This window comes from Nostoc parmelioides FACHB-3921 (assembly GCF_014696625.1).
Taxonomy (GTDB): domain Bacteria; phylum Cyanobacteriota; class Cyanobacteriia; order Cyanobacteriales; family Nostocaceae; genus Trichormus; species Trichormus parmelioides.
This window is the reverse complement of sequence record NZ_JACJQL010000019.1, coordinates 1-18,461: the sequence shown is the minus strand read 5'-3', so window position 1 is coordinate 18,461 and position 18,461 is coordinate 1. Positions and strand designations below refer to the sequence as shown.

Below are 18,461 nucleotides of genomic sequence, written 5' to 3'. Positions count from 1 at the left end.
ACAGTGAACAGTGAACAGTTAACAGTTGACTATTGACTTATGAACGCTTTTCGTGTTGGGGTAGCAGGCCCGGTAGGTTCGGGGAAGACGGCTTTAGTTGATGCTTTGTGTAAAGCATTGCGCGATCGCTATAAGCTGGCAGTGGTGACAAATGATATATATACTCAAGAAGATGCCCAGTTTTTAGTACGTTCGCAAGCTTTGACAAGCGATCGCATTTTAGGCGTAGAGACAGGCGGTTGTCCACACACAGCAATTCGAGAAGATGCTTCCATGAATTTGGCAGCAATTGAACAGCTAGAACAGCGTTTCACCGATTTAGATTTAGTCTTTTTAGAAAGCGGTGGAGATAATTTAGCTGCTACCTTTAGCCCTGAGTTAGTAGATTTAACAATTTACGTAATTGATGTAGCAGCCGGTGATAAAATCCCCCGCAAAGGTGGGCCAGGAATTACCAAATCTGACTTATTAGTAATTAATAAAACTGACCTAGCCCCATACGTTGGCGCAGATTTAAGCGTCATGGAAAGAGACGCAAAAAAAATGCGCGGCGATAAACCCTTTATTTTTACTAATTTAAAAACTCAACAAGGACTCAACGATGTAATTGAATTTGTTTGTAATCACATCTGTCCTGTGTAGAGGTAAGCAGAAGCAGGGGAACTTACTCAAATATTTCCCCCCTTCCTTCTGCCCCAATTTCTAACATTTACCACTCCCTACTCCCAGCACTTTCGGTGCGTCCACCTGTAAAGTCATCTGCTCAGAACGCACGGTTAAAAAAGGATTACCTAAGCCCATACTAGAAAAAGGGCTTGTAGTAGGAACATCCAAACTAGAGCCTATAAAACCAACTAAAGCTTCAAATTTAGCAGTAAATGTCAGTAAATCGTTAGCCAGCCTACTAAAACCCGGTACAGCTAACTTTTGCCGCCATGCCAAACTTTGTTGGTCGTAATTCAGAGTACACAATTGTTGGTTTCCCTGATGGACTGTAACGGATTTTTCCTGCCAAGTAAATTCGGCAAATTCCTTTGGTAATCCCCAAATTTCTCGACCGCCAGCTACAGAGTCAGCATTATCTACATATATATGAGAAATCCAACCACCGATTTTTCCCTTATCAGCCACCACAGCTAAAGCTACAATTAACTCGCTATACTCCAGCACTGAGCCAGAACCGTAAGATGATAGATATACTGTGGCGATGGTTTTACCTGGCCATACAGAGAACAGGTTTAACCCAGTAGGAATTAGTGAGCGCACTTGGTCAATATTCACCAAATGCAAAGTTTCGATAGCATAACCTTTAAGTGTCCAAGGTGCTAGTGGATATGGCATAGCTTGATTCACCACGTAAAAGGATGATGGGTATTGGGTACTAAGCACTAGAAATAATTGTACCCATTCCCCATTTCCTAAAGATTAGCTTCAATCAACAGGCGATATTCACTCTTTTGCTTGACACCTTTAACTTCTTTCACCAATTCTTTATCCTTAAAGAACTGGACAGTTGGTGTACCAGTTACGCCAGCATTTTCGGCAATATCCCGGTCTTGGTCGATGTCAATTTCCACAAAGTGGATTTTGCTGTCAAATTCATCGACTACTTTATTTAAGATGGGCTTGAGGGTATGACAAGGGCCACAACCAGGGGAGACATATTTGACAATGAGTAGGCGATCGCTTTCATGGAATAATTTCCGTAAAGCATAACCACCAGCATGGCGAGTTGCGCTCAATTCAAATCCCGCTTCTTGTTCCGCTTCGGTTTTTTGCGCTACTGGCTGAGTTTCTAACTCATTATTGATTGTTGCTTCTTGATGGAACTCTTGAATCAACGCATTCGATGACAACCACCGTTCCGCTAACAACGCCGCCGCACAACCACTACCAGCCGCCGTAATTGCTTGACGATACTCATGGTCTTGTACGTCACCCGCCGCAAACACACCCTCTACACTGGTTTCAGGCGAACCATGTTTGGTGACAACATAACCAACTTCATCCAGTTCTAGTTGTCCCTGAAATAAAGAAGTGTTGGGCTTGTGACCAATAGCGTAGAATAAACCCTTGGCGTGTACTGTGGTTTCTTCCCCAGTCTGGTTGTTGCGGACTTTCACCCCTTCCATGAAACCATTACCAAACACATCGACAACTTCTGTGTTCCAATGCACTTGGATTTTGGGGTTACTCAAAACCCGGTCTTGCATGGCTTTAGAAGCCCGCATCTTTTCAGAACGCACCAATAAATTAACCTTCGAGCCGTACTTGGTGAGATATATGGACTCTTCCGCCGCCGAGTCACCAGCACCAATCACGGCTAATTCTGCACCGTGGAAAATTGGGGTTGCACCATCACAGATTGCACAAGCGGAAATCCCCCGACTCCAGAATTGATGCTCACTAGGTAAACCTAAACGCTTGGCAGTTGCACCAGTAGCAATAATAATAGTGTGTGCCTTAAATTCTCTTTCCTCTGAGCGCACAGTAAATGGACGTTGGCTCAAATCAACTGATATAACATCTTCAGTATATAACTCAGCCCCCCAGCGTTCTGCTTGAGCCTTCATCCTATCCATTAAATCCGGCCCGGTAATTCCTTGGGGAAACCCTGGAAAGTTCTCTACTTCAGTTGTGGTCATGAGCTGCCCACCAGGCAAACCCCCAGCTTGAAAACCTTCAAACACAACGGGTTTTAGGTTAGCTCTCGCCGCATAGATAGCAGCCGTGTACCCTGCTGGCCCAGAACCAATAATGACTAAGTTTTCTACAGTTGGGTTAGACATAATATTTATAGCGAACTCATAACGACTACGTTTAATATAGCATAACATATCAGATCGGCAAGGGGAATGACAAGAAAACATCTACTAGCTTGAGCCACTTCAAGATAGCTATTGGCTTTTCGCCCGTCTCCTGCGAAATTAGTGGCAACTGTTCGTGTAATATTAATTAGCTTTGGTAGATAGCATAGATAAAACGCTTTTATGAATCAATTGACGGTTAAAGATTGGATACTCATCAAAGGGCGGATGACTCCCTATCTGTTCTTGCTACCTGCTTTGATTCTGTTGGGGTTAACCGTCTTTTGGCCAGCGTTGCAAGCCTTTTACCTGAGTTTTACTAGCTACGAAGACTTAAGCCAACCACCGCAGTGGATAGGTTTTAAAAACTTTCTCCGGTTGTGGAAAGATGCTGTTTTCTGGAAAACTTTAGAAAATACATTTCTTTATCTTGTCGCTGTAGTGCCGATTTTGGTGATTGCGCCTCTAGGGTTGGCAATCTTAGTTAATCAAAAACTACGAGGAATTAATTGGTTTAGAGCCGCATACTACACACCAGTAGTAATTTCTATGGTGGTTGCAGGTATCGCGTGGAAATGGCTATACGCCGAAAATGGCTTACTTAATCAGTTGCTCAAAACAATCGGTCTTTTCCCAGAAGGAATTCCCTGGCTCACAACTTCCGCTAAAATTTTCGGGATTGTGCCAATTTCCTTAGCCAGCGTTATGGCTGTGACGATATGGAAAGGACTAGGCTATTACATGGTGATTTATCTAGCTGGGTTGCAATCAATTCCCGCAGATGTGTATGAAGCCGCCGCCATTGATGGCTCAGATGGTATTAGTAAACATTGGGATATTACCATCCCTTTAATGAAACCTTATTTAGCACTAGTAGCAGTAATTTCTGCGATTTCTGCTACTAAGGTATTTGAGGAAGTTTACATCATGACTCAAGGCGGGCCGCTTAATAGCTCGAAAACCATTGTTTATTATCTCTATGAGCAAGCCTTCAGTAATTTAGAAATCAGCTACGCCTGCACCATTGGACTCGTACTATTTTTGATAATTTTAGCTTTGTCAGTTTTGCGCTTGGTTATTAGTCCACCAGGGGGAGACGGTCTAGTTTAATACTTAGACTACCGCCTCAAATTTTCCTATGCTACATTGGGTTACAAGATAGTAATACATTTGCCGAGCTATGGTTTGGGTTCTGTATACCCAACTGGTGCGCCAACCTTTGGATTGAGCGTATACCGCAAAGTAATAAGTTACTGTTTTGCACCGTTTGATAAGGTCAGTGGCAGAGCCGATAAAGCTTATGCTACATCAAACACACCGAAAGTGAGCTTCATTGGTAGAAGCGATCGACTGTAAATCGATATGTTGTAGGTTCGATTCCTATACTTTCTCCCCACCCTGTCAGGGTCAAAAGACACTACTCTGCAAAAGTAGCCCATTTAACTTTAGAAAAACTCTGTAATGTAGGTTTACTGTTGGTCATCACCTGGTGATGTTCAGTAGTAGCAGTGAAGGAGCTAGAGCGGATGTTCTCTCTCTAACTTGAGTATGTTCCTTCGGTTTCCTATTTAGGCAAACTGAACGACATATTTGATGCTGTTGTCTATTTCTAGATAACCCTTGGGTACTCTAGACGCAAGTAGCAGTAATCTTAATCCAGTTTTGGAGACATATTCGCCCGCAACTGAACTGTAAACACCTACATTTGCAGAGTTTTAAAATATAATGTAGTATATGTAATATAAGTAGGTTTGATAGGATATCGACTTCTTCATTCATAAGTTACTGCTATGTCAAACTTTGATAATCAATTACAAACATTCCAAGCCAGCGATCGCCAAGAATGGCGGAAATGGTTGGAGAAAAACTATCAAACATCAATTGGAATATGGCTAATTTATTACAAAGTCAAAAGTGGCAAACCAAGTATTAAATATAATGAGGCAGTCAAGGAAGCCTTATGTTTTGGTTGGATTGACAGTAAAGTTAAATCCTTGGATGAAGAACGTTATATGCAGATATTTACTCCCCGAAAACAGAAAAGTGTATGGTCGAAATTAAATAAACAATATATCCAAGAACTGAGTGAGCAAGGTTTGATGACTGAGGCTGGTTTAGCGAAAATTACTGCTGCAAAACAAGATGGTTCATGGACTACGTTAGATGACATAGAAGCATTAATTATTCCCGATGACTTACAACAAGCCTTAGCAGCTAATGAAACAGCTAGTACATATTTTTTAGGATTAAGTAACTCATCTAAGAAAAATATTCTTTTACGGCTTGCCAGCGCTAAACGTCCGGAAACAAGGCTGAAGCGAATTGAGGAAACTATAAATTTAGCATTACAAAACAAAATTACTAAGTTATAAATGCCTTGAAATTGAATCAAATCATCTGAATTTTTTATGCAAATTGATATGTGGAAATATTTTTATATTAAACCTAACGAAATCGGTATTTTATATAATCGCAGTGATTTCAAGAAAATCTTACAACCTGGGACTTATATTTATTTTGGTAGGCATTGGCAAGTTAAAACTTATGACCTCAATCAACCTGAAGCTAAGATTGAGAACTTGGAATTATTGCTCCGAAATCATGGTGCAGAATTACAGGAACATTTACTAATAGTCAGGACAGCATTTAATCAAGCTGCTTTAGTCAGGTGTGGGCAAACGTGGCTTAGTGTTTTACCTAATCAATTGCGGGTGTTTTGGCGCGGTTTTATTGAGGTACAAGCTCATTTTTTCAATTTGGAAACAAATTTGGAATTACCTGCTGAGTTTGTACAGCAACTACGGGGAATTATTTTGAGTGGAATTAAGAAGTTCCCAATTTCTGAGTATGAGCTTGGTTTGCTGTATGTGCAGAACAACTTTGTGCGATCGCTCTCTACCGGAGAGTACGCTTTTTGGTCGGTTGATCGAGATGTTTCGGTGCGGACTATCAGTCGTCTTATCCCCAATCCAGACTTTCCCTTAGAAGAAATATTGATTGAGCGACACCCTGATTTTGTGGCTACTTATTGCGAAACGGTACAGTTACAAAGTCAACAAGTAGCGATCGCTCGTTATCAAGGTAAAGTCATTGCCATCCTACCACCAACTAGCCGCAAGCTATTCTGGCAAGGCGTGGAAGTAGAAGTAATTGACATCAGCAGCGATGCTAAATTGCCAACCTCCCTTATTGGTGAGTTAGTGTCTGGTTCACGAGAGGTTGTAGCCTTGAGCCACAATTACTTACACCTTTGCGAAGTACCACCACAACACATTGGCTTGCTATACATCAATCAAGAGTTTCAGACACAACTACCCTCAGGGAAGCACGCATGGTGGTTGTTTGGACGTTCTTGGCAAACGGAAGTTTTTGACCTACGTCAACAAACATTGGAAGTATCCGGGCAAGATATCCTCTCCAAGGATAAAGTACCCTTACGCTTGAACTTAACTGCTGGCTATCGCATTCTCGACCCCTTGAGAGCCAAAAACGGCTTATCTGATATCATCAACTACTTATATAAGGAATTGCAGTTTGCTTTACGTGGAGCTGTAGGTGAGAAAAGCTTGGATGCTTTGTTGGAGGATAAAGGCGCAATTGATAGAAGCATTTTTGAATACATTCGTCAGAAAACTGCCGATTATGGAATCGAAGTAGATTCTGTTGGGGTGAAAGATATTATTCTTCCTGGTGAAATTAAAACAATCTTAAGCAAAGTTGTGGAAGCAGAGAAAGCTGCCCAAGCCAACGTAATTCGTCGTCGTGAAGAAACAGCCGCCACTCGCAGTATGTTGAATACTGCCAAGGTCATGGAAGATAACCCCGTAGCCTTGCGTTTAAAAGAATTGGAGGTGTTAGAGCGAATTGCCGAGAAGATTGAGAAAATCCAAGTCAATGGCAGTTTAGACAGCATTTTAACGGAATTGATTCGGATTAATCGGAATTAAAAGCCCTATCTTCGGCAATTGGCCGATCTTATGTAATTAATCATCTAAATTATAGATGCAGAGAATTGGCTTCTATGTCATCCTAGAAAAGGAGAGTTAATTCGGTGAGTATCTTTGTTTTTAGTATTGACGGGCTTTTCCCTTTTAGTATTTACAGGCTTTTCTCCGAAATTTACATCTCTAGACAGTAACAATTTTGGAGACCATCGATGTCAATTTATGTAGGCAACCTCTCTTACGAAGTTACCCAAGACACCTTAAGTGCCGTTTTTGCAGAATACGGTACTGTAAAGCGTGTTCAACTACCTACTGACCGCGAAACAGGACAACCACGGGGCTTTGGTTTTGTGGAAATGGGAAGTGAAGCTGAAGAAGCAGCCGCTATCGAAGCTCTTGATGGTGCTGAATGGATGGGACGTGACCTAAAAGTTAACAAAGCCAAGCCCAGAGAAGACCGAGGTCCTTCTGGTGGTAATCGGGGAGGATACGGTGGAGGCGGTGGACGCAACCGCTACTAAGCTTTTAAAGCTGAAATTTTTGTAGCCGATTTTCAGATTAGACAAAGAGTACGCCTTTTTTTTAAACTTGAGTCAACTGAACGGCTTACCATTATGAGCCATTAATTAAGCTAATTTAGCAGGAGAGATAATGACCCAAATAGTAGTGGGTGAGAATGAACACATTGAGTCAGCCTTACGCCGATTCAAGCGAGAAGTTTCCAAAGCGGGAATTTTCCAAGACATGAGGAAGCACCGTCACTTTGAAACGCCTATTGAAAAAAGCAAGCGCAAAAAACTCGCCTTGCACAAACAGAGCAAAAGACGTTTCCGTACCTAAAAGATGACATAGGGACAAAACAAAACCCTCATAAGCACTATGGGGGTTTTCTTTTGGCGATTTAGCACAATTACCTGGCGACTTCCACAAAGACCCAGCTGATCGTATTATTGTTGCGATCGCCTACCGCCGCAATATAGAACTCATGACCTGCGATCAAAAAATTCTCAACTATCCACACATCAAAACAATTTGCTGAGTGCGATAGCGTGTGTAATGTTGGGAAGTGCGATCGCTTTTTGGTAGTTTTGAGGAGTGCGATGTCTAATTAATCTGTTGAATTTAGAGAAACAGATCCTAGAGCTATCAATGCCAAATATTCATCGCGGAAGTAACGTAATGTACTAAATACGGGATTAGGTGCAGACTGACCAAGACCACACAAGCTAGTATTTTTTACCATATCGCACAGTTCTTCTAATAGTTCTAAGTCAGTAACTAAAGCCTTACCTTCACTAATCTTGGTTAATAGTCCATGTAGTTGTACCGTCCCCACCCGGCAGGGAATACATTTACCACAGGATTCATCCATACAAAATTCCATAAAAAATCGGGCAACATCTACCATGTTGGTGGTGTCATCCATAACAATCATTCCACCAGAACCCATCATGGAACCCAGGTTAGTCAAGGATTCATAGTCTACAGGAGTATCAAAGGCAGAAGCTGGAATACAACCCCCAGAAGGGCCGCCTGTTTGCACGGCTTTGGCAACACCACCATCGGGAATACCGCCGCCCATTTCTGCCACTATTTGCCGTAAAGAAGTACCCATTGGCACTTCAATTAAGCCAGTATTGCGAATCTTACCAGCCAGAGCAAAAACCTTCGTCCCCTTACTTTTAGCAGTGCCAATACTAGCAAACCAGTCCGCACCTTTACGAATGATGGGGGCAATATTGGCGAATGTTTCGACGTTATTAATTAAAGTCGGATAACCCCATAAACCAGACTCAGCCGGGTAAGGGGGGCGGGGATGAGGAACACCACGTTTACCCTCAATGGAAGCCATCAAGGCTGTTTCTTCGCCGCATACATAGGCTCCCGCACCGATGCGGATATCGATTTTAAAATCAAAGGGGGAATCAAAAATATTACTACCTAACAAACCGAGCCTTTGGGCTTGATGAATAGCAGTTTGCAGACGTTTGATAGCAATGGGATATTCTGCCCGAACATAAATATAACCTTGACTAGCACCGACAGCATAGGCAGCGATCGCCATTCCTTCCAACACCCGATGGGGATCACTTTCCAACACACTCCTATCCATGAAAGCCCCTGGATCTCCCTCATCCGCGTTACAGATGACAAATTTGCGCTCTCCCTTCGCCTTAGCCACCGTCGCCCATTTCAACCCTGTAGGATAACCAGCACCACCACGCCCCCGCAAACCACTACGGCTAATGCTGTCTACAACTCCCGCCGGTGTCATCTCCCGCAACACTTGGTAAAGCGCCTGATAACCCTGAGCCGCAATATAAGCTTGAATCCTTTCCGGGTCAATTTTGCCACTGTTCTCTAAAACAATTGGCGTTTGATAAGTAAAAAATGGCTGTTCTAAGTCAACAACTGACAATTGTGACTCTTTCCCCCTCAAAACACCAATAATTGCTGACGCATCTTCAGGCGTAACCTTCCCGTAAAGCCTTTGTTTTGTTCTTTTTTCCCCACTCTCCGCCACCTCCACCAACGGCCCCTGACAACACAAGCGCATACAGCCAACACCAGTGACTTGCACCTCGGACTCCAAACCTTCAGCTTTCACCGCCTGTTCTAATTGTTGTTTAACCCCTTGCGAATTAGCAGACAGACAACCAGCAGCCGTACAGCAACGAATCTGCACTGGTTTCTGTTGAGAGCGTTCTTGTCTGCCAATATCTAGTAATTCAGTCAGTTCCATGTTTTCTCTCAACTCTCCAAAACAAGGCAACAAATATCAACCTAAAAACTCAAATAAAACCAGGCTTTCTTAATTTTGAATTTTGTTGGCGCAGCCTTCCCGTAGGGTATTTTGAATTTTTAATTGTTTATAGCCATCCTTGCACGCGCTCATTCACTGATTCCGGAGTTTGATTACCTGAGACTTTGCCATCAAACACCACAGCCGGAGCAATCCCACAAGCACCCAAACACCGCGCCGTCAGCAGTGATAATTGACCATCGGCAGTAGTTTCCCCAGCATGAATGCGAGTAGATTTTTCTAAATCTGTCAAAATTGCTTGTGCGCCTTTCACATAACAAGCCGTACCTGTACACACCACACAACTATGGACTCCCTGGGGCGCTAGAGAAAACAAATGATAGAAAGTTGCTACCCCATACACTCGACTAGGTGGTAGCTTCAAGCTATGGGCTATGTAAAGCAATAAGTCGTTTTCTAAGTAACCAAACAGTTCTTGGGCTTTGTGAAGAATTTCAATTAAAGCGTCTTGCTGATACTGGTGACGCTTGATAGCTGCATCTAGCATCTTCAAGCGTTTGTCACCACTGGGATGGGGATGAGGTGGTGTTGTAGTATTCATAGGGAATTGGAGGTCGTTACTGGGTGTGAGGGTGTGAGGGTGTGAGGGTTTTCAATCCCTACACCCCTATTTCTAACTATGCAGGTAATACCTGGGGTTCTTGAGTTGAATCCTGTACTGGTTGTGTATCCTTAACCCTGCCTAAATCATGCACTATATGAACTGAACAAGGGGTATGGTGCAGGACGTAGTTACTGACACTACCAAGAAATAATTCTTTGACCCCGGATAAGCCCCGATGTCCCATCACAATTAAATCGGCATCCCAATTAGTTGCTAATTTACAGATGGTGCGGCCAGGATTGCCCAGGGTTTGGGAAAATTCAGTGGAAATTCCTTGGGCATTTGCTTTGGCACACAGAGTTTGTAACATCCGCACACCTTCATTTTTAAAGGTGTCCCATTGTTTTTGATATATCTCAAAACTTTGACCGCTTAAACCAGGATAGTAGTCATAACCAGAAACCATCGGTATATGCGGACTACCTTCTTCTTCTGGCGATAGGACGTGCAGCAATAATAATTTTGCTTGTGTTGCTTTTGCTAAAACCAGCGCTTGTTCAAAAACTTGCTGCCCTATGTCGGAGCGATCCAATGCAACTAAAATTTTTTTTAACATATTTACCTCTGAGGCGTGAGAAGTAATTTTTTACTCAGCACTCATAACTCAAGTTTTGACCTTATATCTATTGTTTATAGGAAAATAATTTGAGGAACTTGTGAGGGGAAACCATGCCAAATGCTTGACGAACCAGAGTACCCTCAACCCTTAGTCCCTATATTTCGGCAAAACACCACACAAATTAAGGGCTGTGATATGATGGGAGACTGCTGCATACATTTAGAATGAATATAAATTGAATCAATCATGGCTCTGACGCAACAGCGCAAACAAGAAATAATTAATAACTACCAAGTTCACGGAACTGACACCGGTTCTACCGATGTCCAAATCGCTATGCTGACTGAACGGATTAACCGTCTCAGCGAGCATCTACAAGCCAATAAAAAAGACCATTCTTCTCGTCGGGGATTGCTAAAACTGATTGGTCATCGCAAGCGCCTTCTAGCTTACTTGCAACAAGAAAGTCGGGAAAAATATCAGGCTTTGATTGGTCGTCTTGGTATTCGTGGATAAGGAATACTCTTTATGCCTGCTGAAGAATCTGAACGCGGTCGTTTGCCTTTTGAACCAAAAACAAAGCGCCAAAAACCTGCAAAAGCTCCCAGTAAGCCAACAGTACAGCTAAAAGAAGCCGACAAGCAGGACAAAAAGCAACGACCTTACACTAAAGAAGAGATGGCAATTCCCCAAGTGGTAAGCCAAAGGATGATCCGCCGTGTAGCGGCATTCTGCGGTATACCAACAGCTTTGGGTATCACTACTTTAGTTGCTAGTTACCTGCTGGCCATTTATTCTGATATCCAACTAGCTCCCATCGCTGTTTTATTGGTGAATATGGGATTTTTTGGTTTGGGGGTTTTGGGGATCACCTATGGTGTTCTGTCTGCCTCTTGGGATGAAGAAAGGGCTGGTAGTCTCTTAGGTTTAGGTGAATTTGGCACCAACTGGGGACGAATGGTAGAAGGTTGGCGCGAAACGCGGCAAAAAAAGGTGTGAAAAACGGCGCTCAAGTGTTCAGATAACTGTCTTGTTGGGTAAGTTTTGGAGTCGATGTTGAAGTTTACACTTGAATAACTTCAACATTACTAAGTAAAAATTAATAATCATCAAATAAACCCAATAAACAGTCACAAAAGCACTGAGCGCTTGTGTTTTTTATATTTATTAAACCTATATTTAAATCGTTAAGGAAGTCACCAATTAATATATAAGAACCAAGGTGACTGAGAACTGATCACTATATAAATAGGGATTTTTATATGATAGTAGTCATGAAAGTCGGTTCCCCAGAAGTGGAAATCAACCGGATTAATGATGAATTAACTGGTTGGGGGCTGACACCAGAAAAAATTATCGGCAAACACAAAGTAGTAATTGGCTTAGTAGGTGAAACCGCCGACTTAGACCCCTTACAAATTCAAGAAGTTAGCCCTTGGATTGAGCAAGTTTTACGGGTAGAACTGCCTTATAAACGTGCTAGCCGCCAATATCGTCACGGTGAAGCCTCAGAAGTAGTGGTTAATACTCCAGATGGTTCAGTCGTATTTGGTGAAAACCAAGCCTTGGTGGTGGTTGCTGGCCCCTGCTCCGTCGAAAATGAGGAAATGATTATTGAGACGGCGCAACGTGTCAAGGCAGCCGGCGCTAAGTTTTTACGCGGTGGTGCATACAAGCCCCGTACTTCACCTTACGCTTTTCAAGGTCATGGCGAAAGCGCTTTGGAATTGTTGGCAAAGGCGCGAGATGTTAGCGGCTTGGGTATTATCACCGAAGTGATGGATGCGTCGGAACTGGATATTATTGCAGAAGTGGCTGATGTCATTCAGGTAGGTGCAAGAAATATGCAGAATTTCTCCCTACTGAAAAAAGTAGGGGCGCAACCAAAACCAGTATTACTGAAGCGAGGGATGGCAGCTACTATCGAAGATTGGTTGATGGCAGCCGAGTACGTTCTAGCAGCAGGCAACCCTAATGTAATTTTATGCGAACGAGGTATTCGTACTTTTGACCGTCAATATACACGTAACACTTTAGATTTGTCGGTAGTTCCAGTATTGAGGAAATTAACTCACCTACCAATTATGATTGATCCCAGTCATGGTACGGGTTGGGCTGAGTATGTACCATCAATGGCAATGGCAGCGATCGCAGCTGGTACTGATTCTTTGATGATTGAAGTACACCCCAATCCTAAAAAAGCTCTATCCGACGGGCCGCAATCCCTCACACCAGAACATTTCGATCGCTTAATGCAGGAATTAGCCGTTATTGGTAAAGCTGTAGGACGCTGGCCGCAACCAGCAGTTGTAACTGCATAAACTGATTAATAAGTTAATAAAAGTGCGAAAATCAACAGGAGTATTGAGCATGATCGATACTCCTTTGACAATTTATCCTCTAGTGACTCAATGGCAGACGCTATATTCATCAATAATTATGGGTTTCCATTACACAGATGCACTAATCACTCTCGCAACACTCAATATCAATAAATTGGTAACCTTTTACACTAACTTCTTAGAACAACAACCAATAACTTCCATACCTAATGTATATGCCGAGTTTCATGTCGCTGGAATGCGATTAGGTATTTTTCAACCTAAACAGATTCACGAGTCAGAATTTCAAAATTCAACTAAAAGTAAGGTGAGTTTGTGTTTAGAAGTCAGTAATTTAGAAGTAGCGATCGCACATATCACCGATTTAGGTTATCCCCCACCAGGAGAAATTGCGATCGCCTCCCACGGTAGAGAAATTTACGCTTACGACCCAGATGGCAACCGTCTGATTTTACATCAAGCCATCACAGCTAATAATTAGGAAGCAGGGTAATAAATTCAAAATTCAAAATACCCTTCGGGAAGGCTGCGCCAACAAAATTCAAAATTAATACTCCCTACTCTCTCAAATTATGGGCTTAACTGATAACTACAAATTAAATCTAATTCAATGGTATCCGGGGCATATTGCCAAAGCGGAAAAGAATCTTAAAGAACAGCTATCGCGGGTAGATGTGGTATTTGAGGTTAGAGATGCGCGAATTCCTTTGGCTACTCATCATCCACAAATAGATGAGTGGGTGGGAAATAAGGCGCGAATTTTGGTTTTAAACCGATTAGATATGATACCTCCACAGGTGCGATCGCTGTGGATAGATTATTTCCAAAATCGCGGTGAAGTTCCTTATTGTACCAATGCCCAACATGGTCAAGGTGTAGTTGGTGTGGCAAAAGCAGCCCAAGCTGCAGGGGTAGAACTGAATCAAAGAAGACGCGATAGAGGAATGCTACCTCGCGCAGTGCGTGCAGTGGTTATCGGCTTTCCTAACGTTGGTAAATCAGCCTTAATCAACCGTTTATTAGGAAAACGCGTTGTAGAAAGTGCTGCTCGTCCTGGGGTAACACGTCAACTACGCTGGGTGCGAATTTCTGACCAGTTGGAACTGTTGGATGCTCCTGGAGTTATCCCAGTCAAATTGGGTAATCAAGAAGCAGCAGTGAAACTAGCAATTTGTGATGATATTGGTCAAGCATCTTACGACAATCAGCTAGTAGCTGCGGCCTTGATTGATCTAGTCAACTCCCTCCAAGAACAAGCCGGTGAGTTATTACCAAAATCACCCCTATACGCACGGTACGAACTCGACCCCACACCCCACACAGGAGAAGGATATTTACACGCTTTAGCAGAATATCGCCACAAGGGGGACGTGGAAAGAACGGCAAGGCACTTATTAACTGACTATCGCAAAGGCTTATTAGGAACTTTACCTTTAGAGTTACCACCAATGTAAATCGCAGGAATTAAACCACTGCTGACCTTTTGTGAATTCCCAAATAGTTTGACTGACCACTAACTGATCATTTTTAATCTAGCTGCCCGGATTCTCAAAAATATCATAGTCACTGCTGTAAAAGAGATACCCAGCAGTAAGTGTTTAATACTGAAATCTTTGCCACTTTCACTAACTAAAATACCTTCTAACATCAAAGAAGGTATCAAGATTCCACTATAAAATAAAATTCTATAAAATATTAGTCTCTTTCTAGCTAGGAAAGTGATTATTCCTAAACCTATTCCTAAAGGCATGAAGGTGAGTGCATAATAGAAAATTCGCTGCTCTTTGGGTATTAAATCCAGCAAGTTAAAAGAGTGAAAATGTTCTGGCTTATCTACATATACTTGGATATTACCTCTGGAATAGGTAATAACAAGATGATGAAGATAAGTGTCTGTAAAGAAATTAGGTATATTTAGTTTCAATTCTGTGCCATTTTCTCCCGTAAGCGGTGTACGTAAACGGAAGTCTAGACTATTTCCCTGCTGTCCTAGCGTCCAATTGCGGCGTTGAGAACCGCCAGAAACAGAGATAATCCGTGCTGGGCCTTTCTGATTTACATTGGAAGTAGCGATCGCTGTACTAATAGTAAACTCCGATGTCTGACTCATTCTTTGACTAAGATGACTGACAGGAGCAGATGTTTTCAACCAATGATGAGCATCTAAAAATGCACCTTGGCTTTTTGGTGTACTGTCAGACCTTCCTTGCCACAATAGTTCTGACTGATTTCCTGTTTGGTCTTGATAGCAACATTCACCATTCAGTTCATAGTGAGCTACTAAAGAATTACCGAGTTTATGAAAGTAATTGGCATCAGTTAAAGCTTGTGATGCCTCATTTTTTGATATAGCTATATCAACGACAGAGATTTCCGATACATATCCTGCCCATGCTTTATTACCTGTAATTTCATTACCAACACTTAAGTAATAATTACTGTCCCAATTACTTAAATTAGTTGTACTTTGCCAGAGTAGGGAGATAAACAATATCAAAACCAAATATCCACAGAAAAAGCAAATAATTAGTTTAGATGATTTACTTACTCTACTTGATTCTAGTTTTTCTACCGTACTACCGAAACTTTTTGCATTCCAGATATAGAAAGCAATAAAACCAAATAATCCACCTAAACTATTATTCAATAAATCAGCAGGTGTAGGACTTCTAGAAGGTAAGAATATCTGGAGAAACTCAACCGTTAATGACAAGCCAAAGCTGATCAAAATTACAAAAAGAATTTGTAATGTAATTTTTCTTATCGACTTTTGGCATAAATTCCCGAAACTCCAACCCACAGGTAAAAATAATAAAATATTATTAACCTGGTCTTGAAAAGAGCTTGAATTATTAAAGCTGGCAATAAGTTCAGGAATTGAAAATTTTACTAATTTTGAAAAATTAAAAGGGTAAAGAGTAGCTATTAATACAATAAAAATGCTAATAAAGAAAAATAGACAATTATATTTCTGTGGATTTTGTTGGCTTCTCACCATAAGGAATAACTGTTAATAACTACTGGTGAATACTCAGTATCTAAATCTAGATAATGCTGACACCACTCCAATATTATTTGCTCAAATAATATTATGCTTAAGTAAATATATTTTTCCTATAAAGATATTATAAATTAAAAATAAAGACCCTTGCTGATACTTAAATTGTGGATTTTATTTTGGTTAGTGATAAACATTGTATAACCCAAGACAAAATGAGATTATTTTCTGTACATATACAAGTGACATTTAGAGAAAATTAAGTAATTTCTCTGAGTTGCCCCTCACAGAACATTAAAAAGTTTTTAATATAATAAATGCGTAATATTTACTACATATAGTTGTCGATCTTCATTAAGAATGCCATAAAGAAAAGGTAAAGACGATCCTTCTATTCTTTGCCTTAGACAACTTTGTGTTCCCATCTGTCAGGATACATATATTACACCCATGACTGAACTGACTTTACGCCTACAACAAGGAGATACGGAAACAACTGTTACCGTGAATCGAAATGTGTTCACAATTGGTCGGTTGCCGGAATGTAATTTATACTTACCATTCGCTGGTGTTTCTCGTAAGCACGCTCAATTGGTAAAAAAAGCCGATGGTAAATGGATAATTGAGGATTTGGGTAGTAAAAACGGAACACAAGTTAATCAAAGCATAGTGAGCCATCCACGACAGTTGCAGCATGGTGATGTCATTTGGTTGGGGAATGTGAGTTTAGTCGTTATGTTGCAAACGCCTGTGTCAGTCGTTCCGATTAAGGCAGTACAAATTTCTGATGTTGGCGAACAGAGAACCATTTTTCGCAGTGCCAAGCAACTACAACAGCAATGGATAGAAGCTGATAGTGATGATGGTGACATCAGCAATAAGAATAAAACAATTGCCCGGCTTAAGGACTTAGTAGACATTGCCAAAAATCTGTGTGCAGCTGCATCCATTGAGGAAATCTTTTTTCAGGTGCAACAGGTTGTATTTCGTTACCTCGGTAGTATTGACCGTTTAGCATTATTAATTGATGTCAATGGTTGCGGTCATCTAGAGTTAGTCAATGCTGGTACTCGAAGTAAAACTCAACAGCAATATTTATTAGCTGATGCTAGTTGGATTAGTCGTAGTATCTGTCAAAAGGTATTTGAAGAAAAAATCGTCATCCAAACTGCCGACACTCACAAAGATGAGCGGTTTTCTAGTGAACACAGCATTTTACTCAAAGGCATTCGTAGCGCGATGGCTGTACCGTTATGGGATGAAAATAAAGTTGTAGGCGTGCTTTATGCTGATGCTCATTTATCTTCTTATCACTGGGAAAGAGATGGCGAAGAAGAACTGAGCTTTTTTTCCGCTTTGGCAAATCTTGTGGCTTCTAGCGTCCAGCGTTGGTTATTAGCAGAGAAACTGAAAACAGAAGAAGTCATTCGCCATCGCCTAGAACGTTATCATTCTCCGGCCGTCGTCCAACAGTTGATTTCTATTGGTGGTTTACCAGATGGTCGCTTACCGCCGGCGGAAAGCGAAATCAGTATTTTGTTTGCTGATTTAGTGGGATTTACAGCCATTTCCGAAAGATTAACACCAACAGCGATCGCTCAATTATTAAATAACTTATTTGAAGAGATGTTGCAAGAAGTGTTTGCCTGTGGCGGCACTTTAGATAAATATATCGGTGATTGTATCATGGCATTTTTTGGCGCGCCCGAACCCCAAGCAGACCACGCCGATCGCGCCACTGCTGCGGCGAAAGCTATGCTCATTCGGATGGAACATCTCAACGCCAACGGTTTCTGGCAAGAACCGCTACAGTTACGTATAGCCATTAACAGTGGTAAAGCCGTTGTCGGCGATGTTGGTAGTTCTCAAAGGGTAGAGTACACAGCCTTAGGCGGAACAATTAATTTGGCTGCACGTATGGAAGCAGTTTGTCCACCTAGCGAATGCGTCATTAGTGAAGCCACTTATGAATTACTTTCACAACGTTATGATTTTCAAAAAATGGGAGATTATCGTTTTAAAGGAATTGATAGATTAGTCAAGGTGTATCAAACAAAGCTACAACACGTCACAACCATTATTAATCATTAGTTATAGCGTGGGATTCCAGCCGTAGATTAGCTATCAAACGTTTTGATGCTGATAAAGTAAAACAAAACTTAGAAGCAGTACTTGAGAGTGATGAGTATCCTGCACCATCAATGGAAGAGGTAGCTAGGCGTTTAAAATGCGATAGAAGAACTATTTTTAGGCACTTTCCTGATTTATGCCATGCCGTCGGGTAAGGAGGCATACGTCGCCGTATCCTCCTCCCCTAAGAACCGGACAAGATTGTTACCAATCATCCGGCTCAAGCCTCGGCTTACCAGAACGTCTGCAATAA

The 18,461-nt window shown here is 41.6% G+C and carries 18 protein-coding genes, 1 tRNA gene and 1 pseudogene; 14 read left to right on the top strand and 6 right to left on the bottom strand.

Annotated elements, in window-relative coordinates:
- The first annotated feature begins 39 nt into the window (after window positions 1–39).
- Entirely contained in the window at window positions 40–642 is a 603-nt protein-coding gene (gene ureG, locus H6G14_RS14625) for an urease accessory protein UreG (RefSeq protein ID WP_010994909.1), read from the top strand.
- Window positions 643–702: 60 nt separating this feature from the next.
- Here the strand turns inward: ureG and H6G14_RS14620 are convergent, their stop codons facing one another.
- Together H6G14_RS14620 and trxB are read right to left on the bottom strand one after the other, a co-directional pair.
- Window positions 703–1,341, bottom strand: a complete 639-nt coding sequence (locus H6G14_RS14620) for an acetoacetate decarboxylase family protein (protein WP_190568097.1) — start codon at window positions 1,339–1,341, stop codon at window positions 703–705.
- Between the two features lie 77 nt (window positions 1,342–1,418).
- Window positions 1,419–2,789, bottom strand: a complete 1,371-nt coding sequence (trxB, locus tag H6G14_RS14615) for a thioredoxin-disulfide reductase (RefSeq protein ID WP_190568096.1) — start codon at window positions 2,787–2,789, stop codon at window positions 1,419–1,421.
- Between the two features lie 201 nt (window positions 2,790–2,990).
- Here trxB and H6G14_RS14610 point away from each other — a divergent pair, with 201 nt between their 5' ends.
- From H6G14_RS14610 to H6G14_RS34220, 7 genes and pseudogenes are all read left to right on the top strand, one after another.
- Complete coding sequence (locus H6G14_RS14610) at window positions 2,991–3,917, top strand: carbohydrate ABC transporter permease (RefSeq protein ID WP_190568095.1); 927 nt, start codon at window positions 2,991–2,993, stop codon at window positions 3,915–3,917.
- A 208-nt stretch (window positions 3,918–4,125) separates the two neighbouring features.
- A tRNA-Tyr gene (locus H6G14_RS14605) sits at window positions 4,126–4,199 on the top strand.
- A gap of 398 nt (window positions 4,200–4,597) precedes the next feature.
- Window positions 4,598–5,179 carry a YdeI/OmpD-associated family protein gene (locus H6G14_RS14600; protein ID WP_190568094.1) on the top strand — a complete coding sequence of 194 codons (582 nt, stop codon included), beginning with the start codon at window positions 4,598–4,600 and terminating at the stop codon, window positions 5,177–5,179.
- Window positions 5,180–5,227: 48 nt separating this feature from the next.
- A complete protein-coding gene (locus H6G14_RS14595; RefSeq protein WP_190568167.1) occupies window positions 5,228–6,754 on the top strand; it encodes a slipin family protein in 1,527 nt (508 codons plus the stop codon).
- A 209-nt stretch (window positions 6,755–6,963) separates the two neighbouring features.
- Complete coding sequence (locus H6G14_RS14590) at window positions 6,964–7,272, top strand: RNA recognition motif domain-containing protein (protein ID WP_010994915.1); 309 nt, start codon at window positions 6,964–6,966, stop codon at window positions 7,270–7,272.
- 130 nt (window positions 7,273–7,402) lie between these two features.
- The gene (rpsU, locus tag H6G14_RS14585; RefSeq protein WP_010994916.1) at window positions 7,403–7,591 is read left to right on the top strand and encodes a 30S ribosomal protein S21; all 189 of its coding nucleotides are present in this window, start codon (window positions 7,403–7,405) and stop codon (window positions 7,589–7,591) included.
- A 67-nt stretch (window positions 7,592–7,658) separates the two neighbouring features.
- Window positions 7,659–7,790, top strand: a pseudogene (locus H6G14_RS34220) (type II toxin-antitoxin system VapC family toxin); the annotation flags it as partial.
- A gap of 69 nt (window positions 7,791–7,859) precedes the next feature.
- Here H6G14_RS34220 and H6G14_RS14580 read toward each other — a convergent pair.
- From H6G14_RS14580 to H6G14_RS14570, 3 genes are all read right to left on the bottom strand, one after another.
- Entirely contained in the window at window positions 7,860–9,494 is a 1,635-nt protein-coding gene (locus tag H6G14_RS14580) for a NuoF family protein (protein ID WP_190568093.1), read from the bottom strand.
- A 127-nt stretch (window positions 9,495–9,621) separates the two neighbouring features.
- Entirely contained in the window at window positions 9,622–10,116 is a 495-nt protein-coding gene (gene hoxE, locus H6G14_RS14575; protein ID WP_190568092.1) for a bidirectional hydrogenase complex protein HoxE, read from the bottom strand.
- A 76-nt stretch (window positions 10,117–10,192) separates the two neighbouring features.
- Window positions 10,193–10,735: a universal stress protein gene (locus H6G14_RS14570; protein ID WP_190568091.1), complete on the bottom strand. Its 543-nt coding sequence runs from the start codon at window positions 10,733–10,735 to the stop codon at window positions 10,193–10,195.
- 249 nt (window positions 10,736–10,984) lie between these two features.
- Here H6G14_RS14570 and rpsO point away from each other — a divergent pair, with 249 nt between their 5' ends.
- The 5 genes from rpsO to ylqF all read left to right on the top strand — a co-directional run bounded on the left by rpsO (window position 10,985) and on the right by ylqF (window position 14,534).
- Window positions 10,985–11,254, top strand: coding sequence for a 30S ribosomal protein S15 (gene rpsO / locus H6G14_RS14565; protein ID WP_010994923.1), 270 nt, complete (start codon window positions 10,985–10,987; stop codon window positions 11,252–11,254).
- 12 nt (window positions 11,255–11,266) lie between these two features.
- Window positions 11,267–11,737, top strand: a complete 471-nt coding sequence (locus H6G14_RS14560; protein ID WP_190568090.1) for a PAM68 family protein — start codon at window positions 11,267–11,269, stop codon at window positions 11,735–11,737.
- Window positions 11,738–12,000: 263 nt separating this feature from the next.
- Window positions 12,001–13,059 carry a 3-deoxy-7-phosphoheptulonate synthase gene (gene aroF / locus H6G14_RS14555; RefSeq protein ID WP_190568089.1) on the top strand — a complete coding sequence of 353 codons (1,059 nt, stop codon included), beginning with the start codon at window positions 12,001–12,003 and terminating at the stop codon, window positions 13,057–13,059.
- 118 nt (window positions 13,060–13,177) lie between these two features.
- Entirely contained in the window at window positions 13,178–13,561 is a 384-nt protein-coding gene (locus tag H6G14_RS14550) for a VOC family protein (RefSeq protein ID WP_190568166.1), read from the top strand.
- 91 nt (window positions 13,562–13,652) lie between these two features.
- Complete coding sequence (gene ylqF / locus H6G14_RS14545; RefSeq protein WP_190568088.1) at window positions 13,653–14,534, top strand: ribosome biogenesis GTPase YlqF; 882 nt, start codon at window positions 13,653–13,655, stop codon at window positions 14,532–14,534.
- A gap of 59 nt (window positions 14,535–14,593) precedes the next feature.
- Here the strand turns inward: ylqF and H6G14_RS14540 are convergent, their stop codons facing one another.
- Window positions 14,594–16,078, bottom strand: a complete 1,485-nt coding sequence (locus H6G14_RS14540) for a VanZ family protein (RefSeq protein ID WP_190568087.1) — start codon at window positions 16,076–16,078, stop codon at window positions 14,594–14,596.
- Window positions 16,079–16,528: 450 nt separating this feature from the next.
- Between H6G14_RS14540 and H6G14_RS14535 the strand changes: the two genes are divergently transcribed.
- On the top strand, window positions 16,529–18,169 hold the full coding sequence (locus tag H6G14_RS14535) for an adenylate/guanylate cyclase domain-containing protein (protein WP_190568086.1): 1,641 nt from the start codon (window positions 16,529–16,531) through the stop codon (window positions 18,167–18,169).
- The last annotated feature ends 292 nt before the right edge of the window (window positions 18,170–18,461 follow it).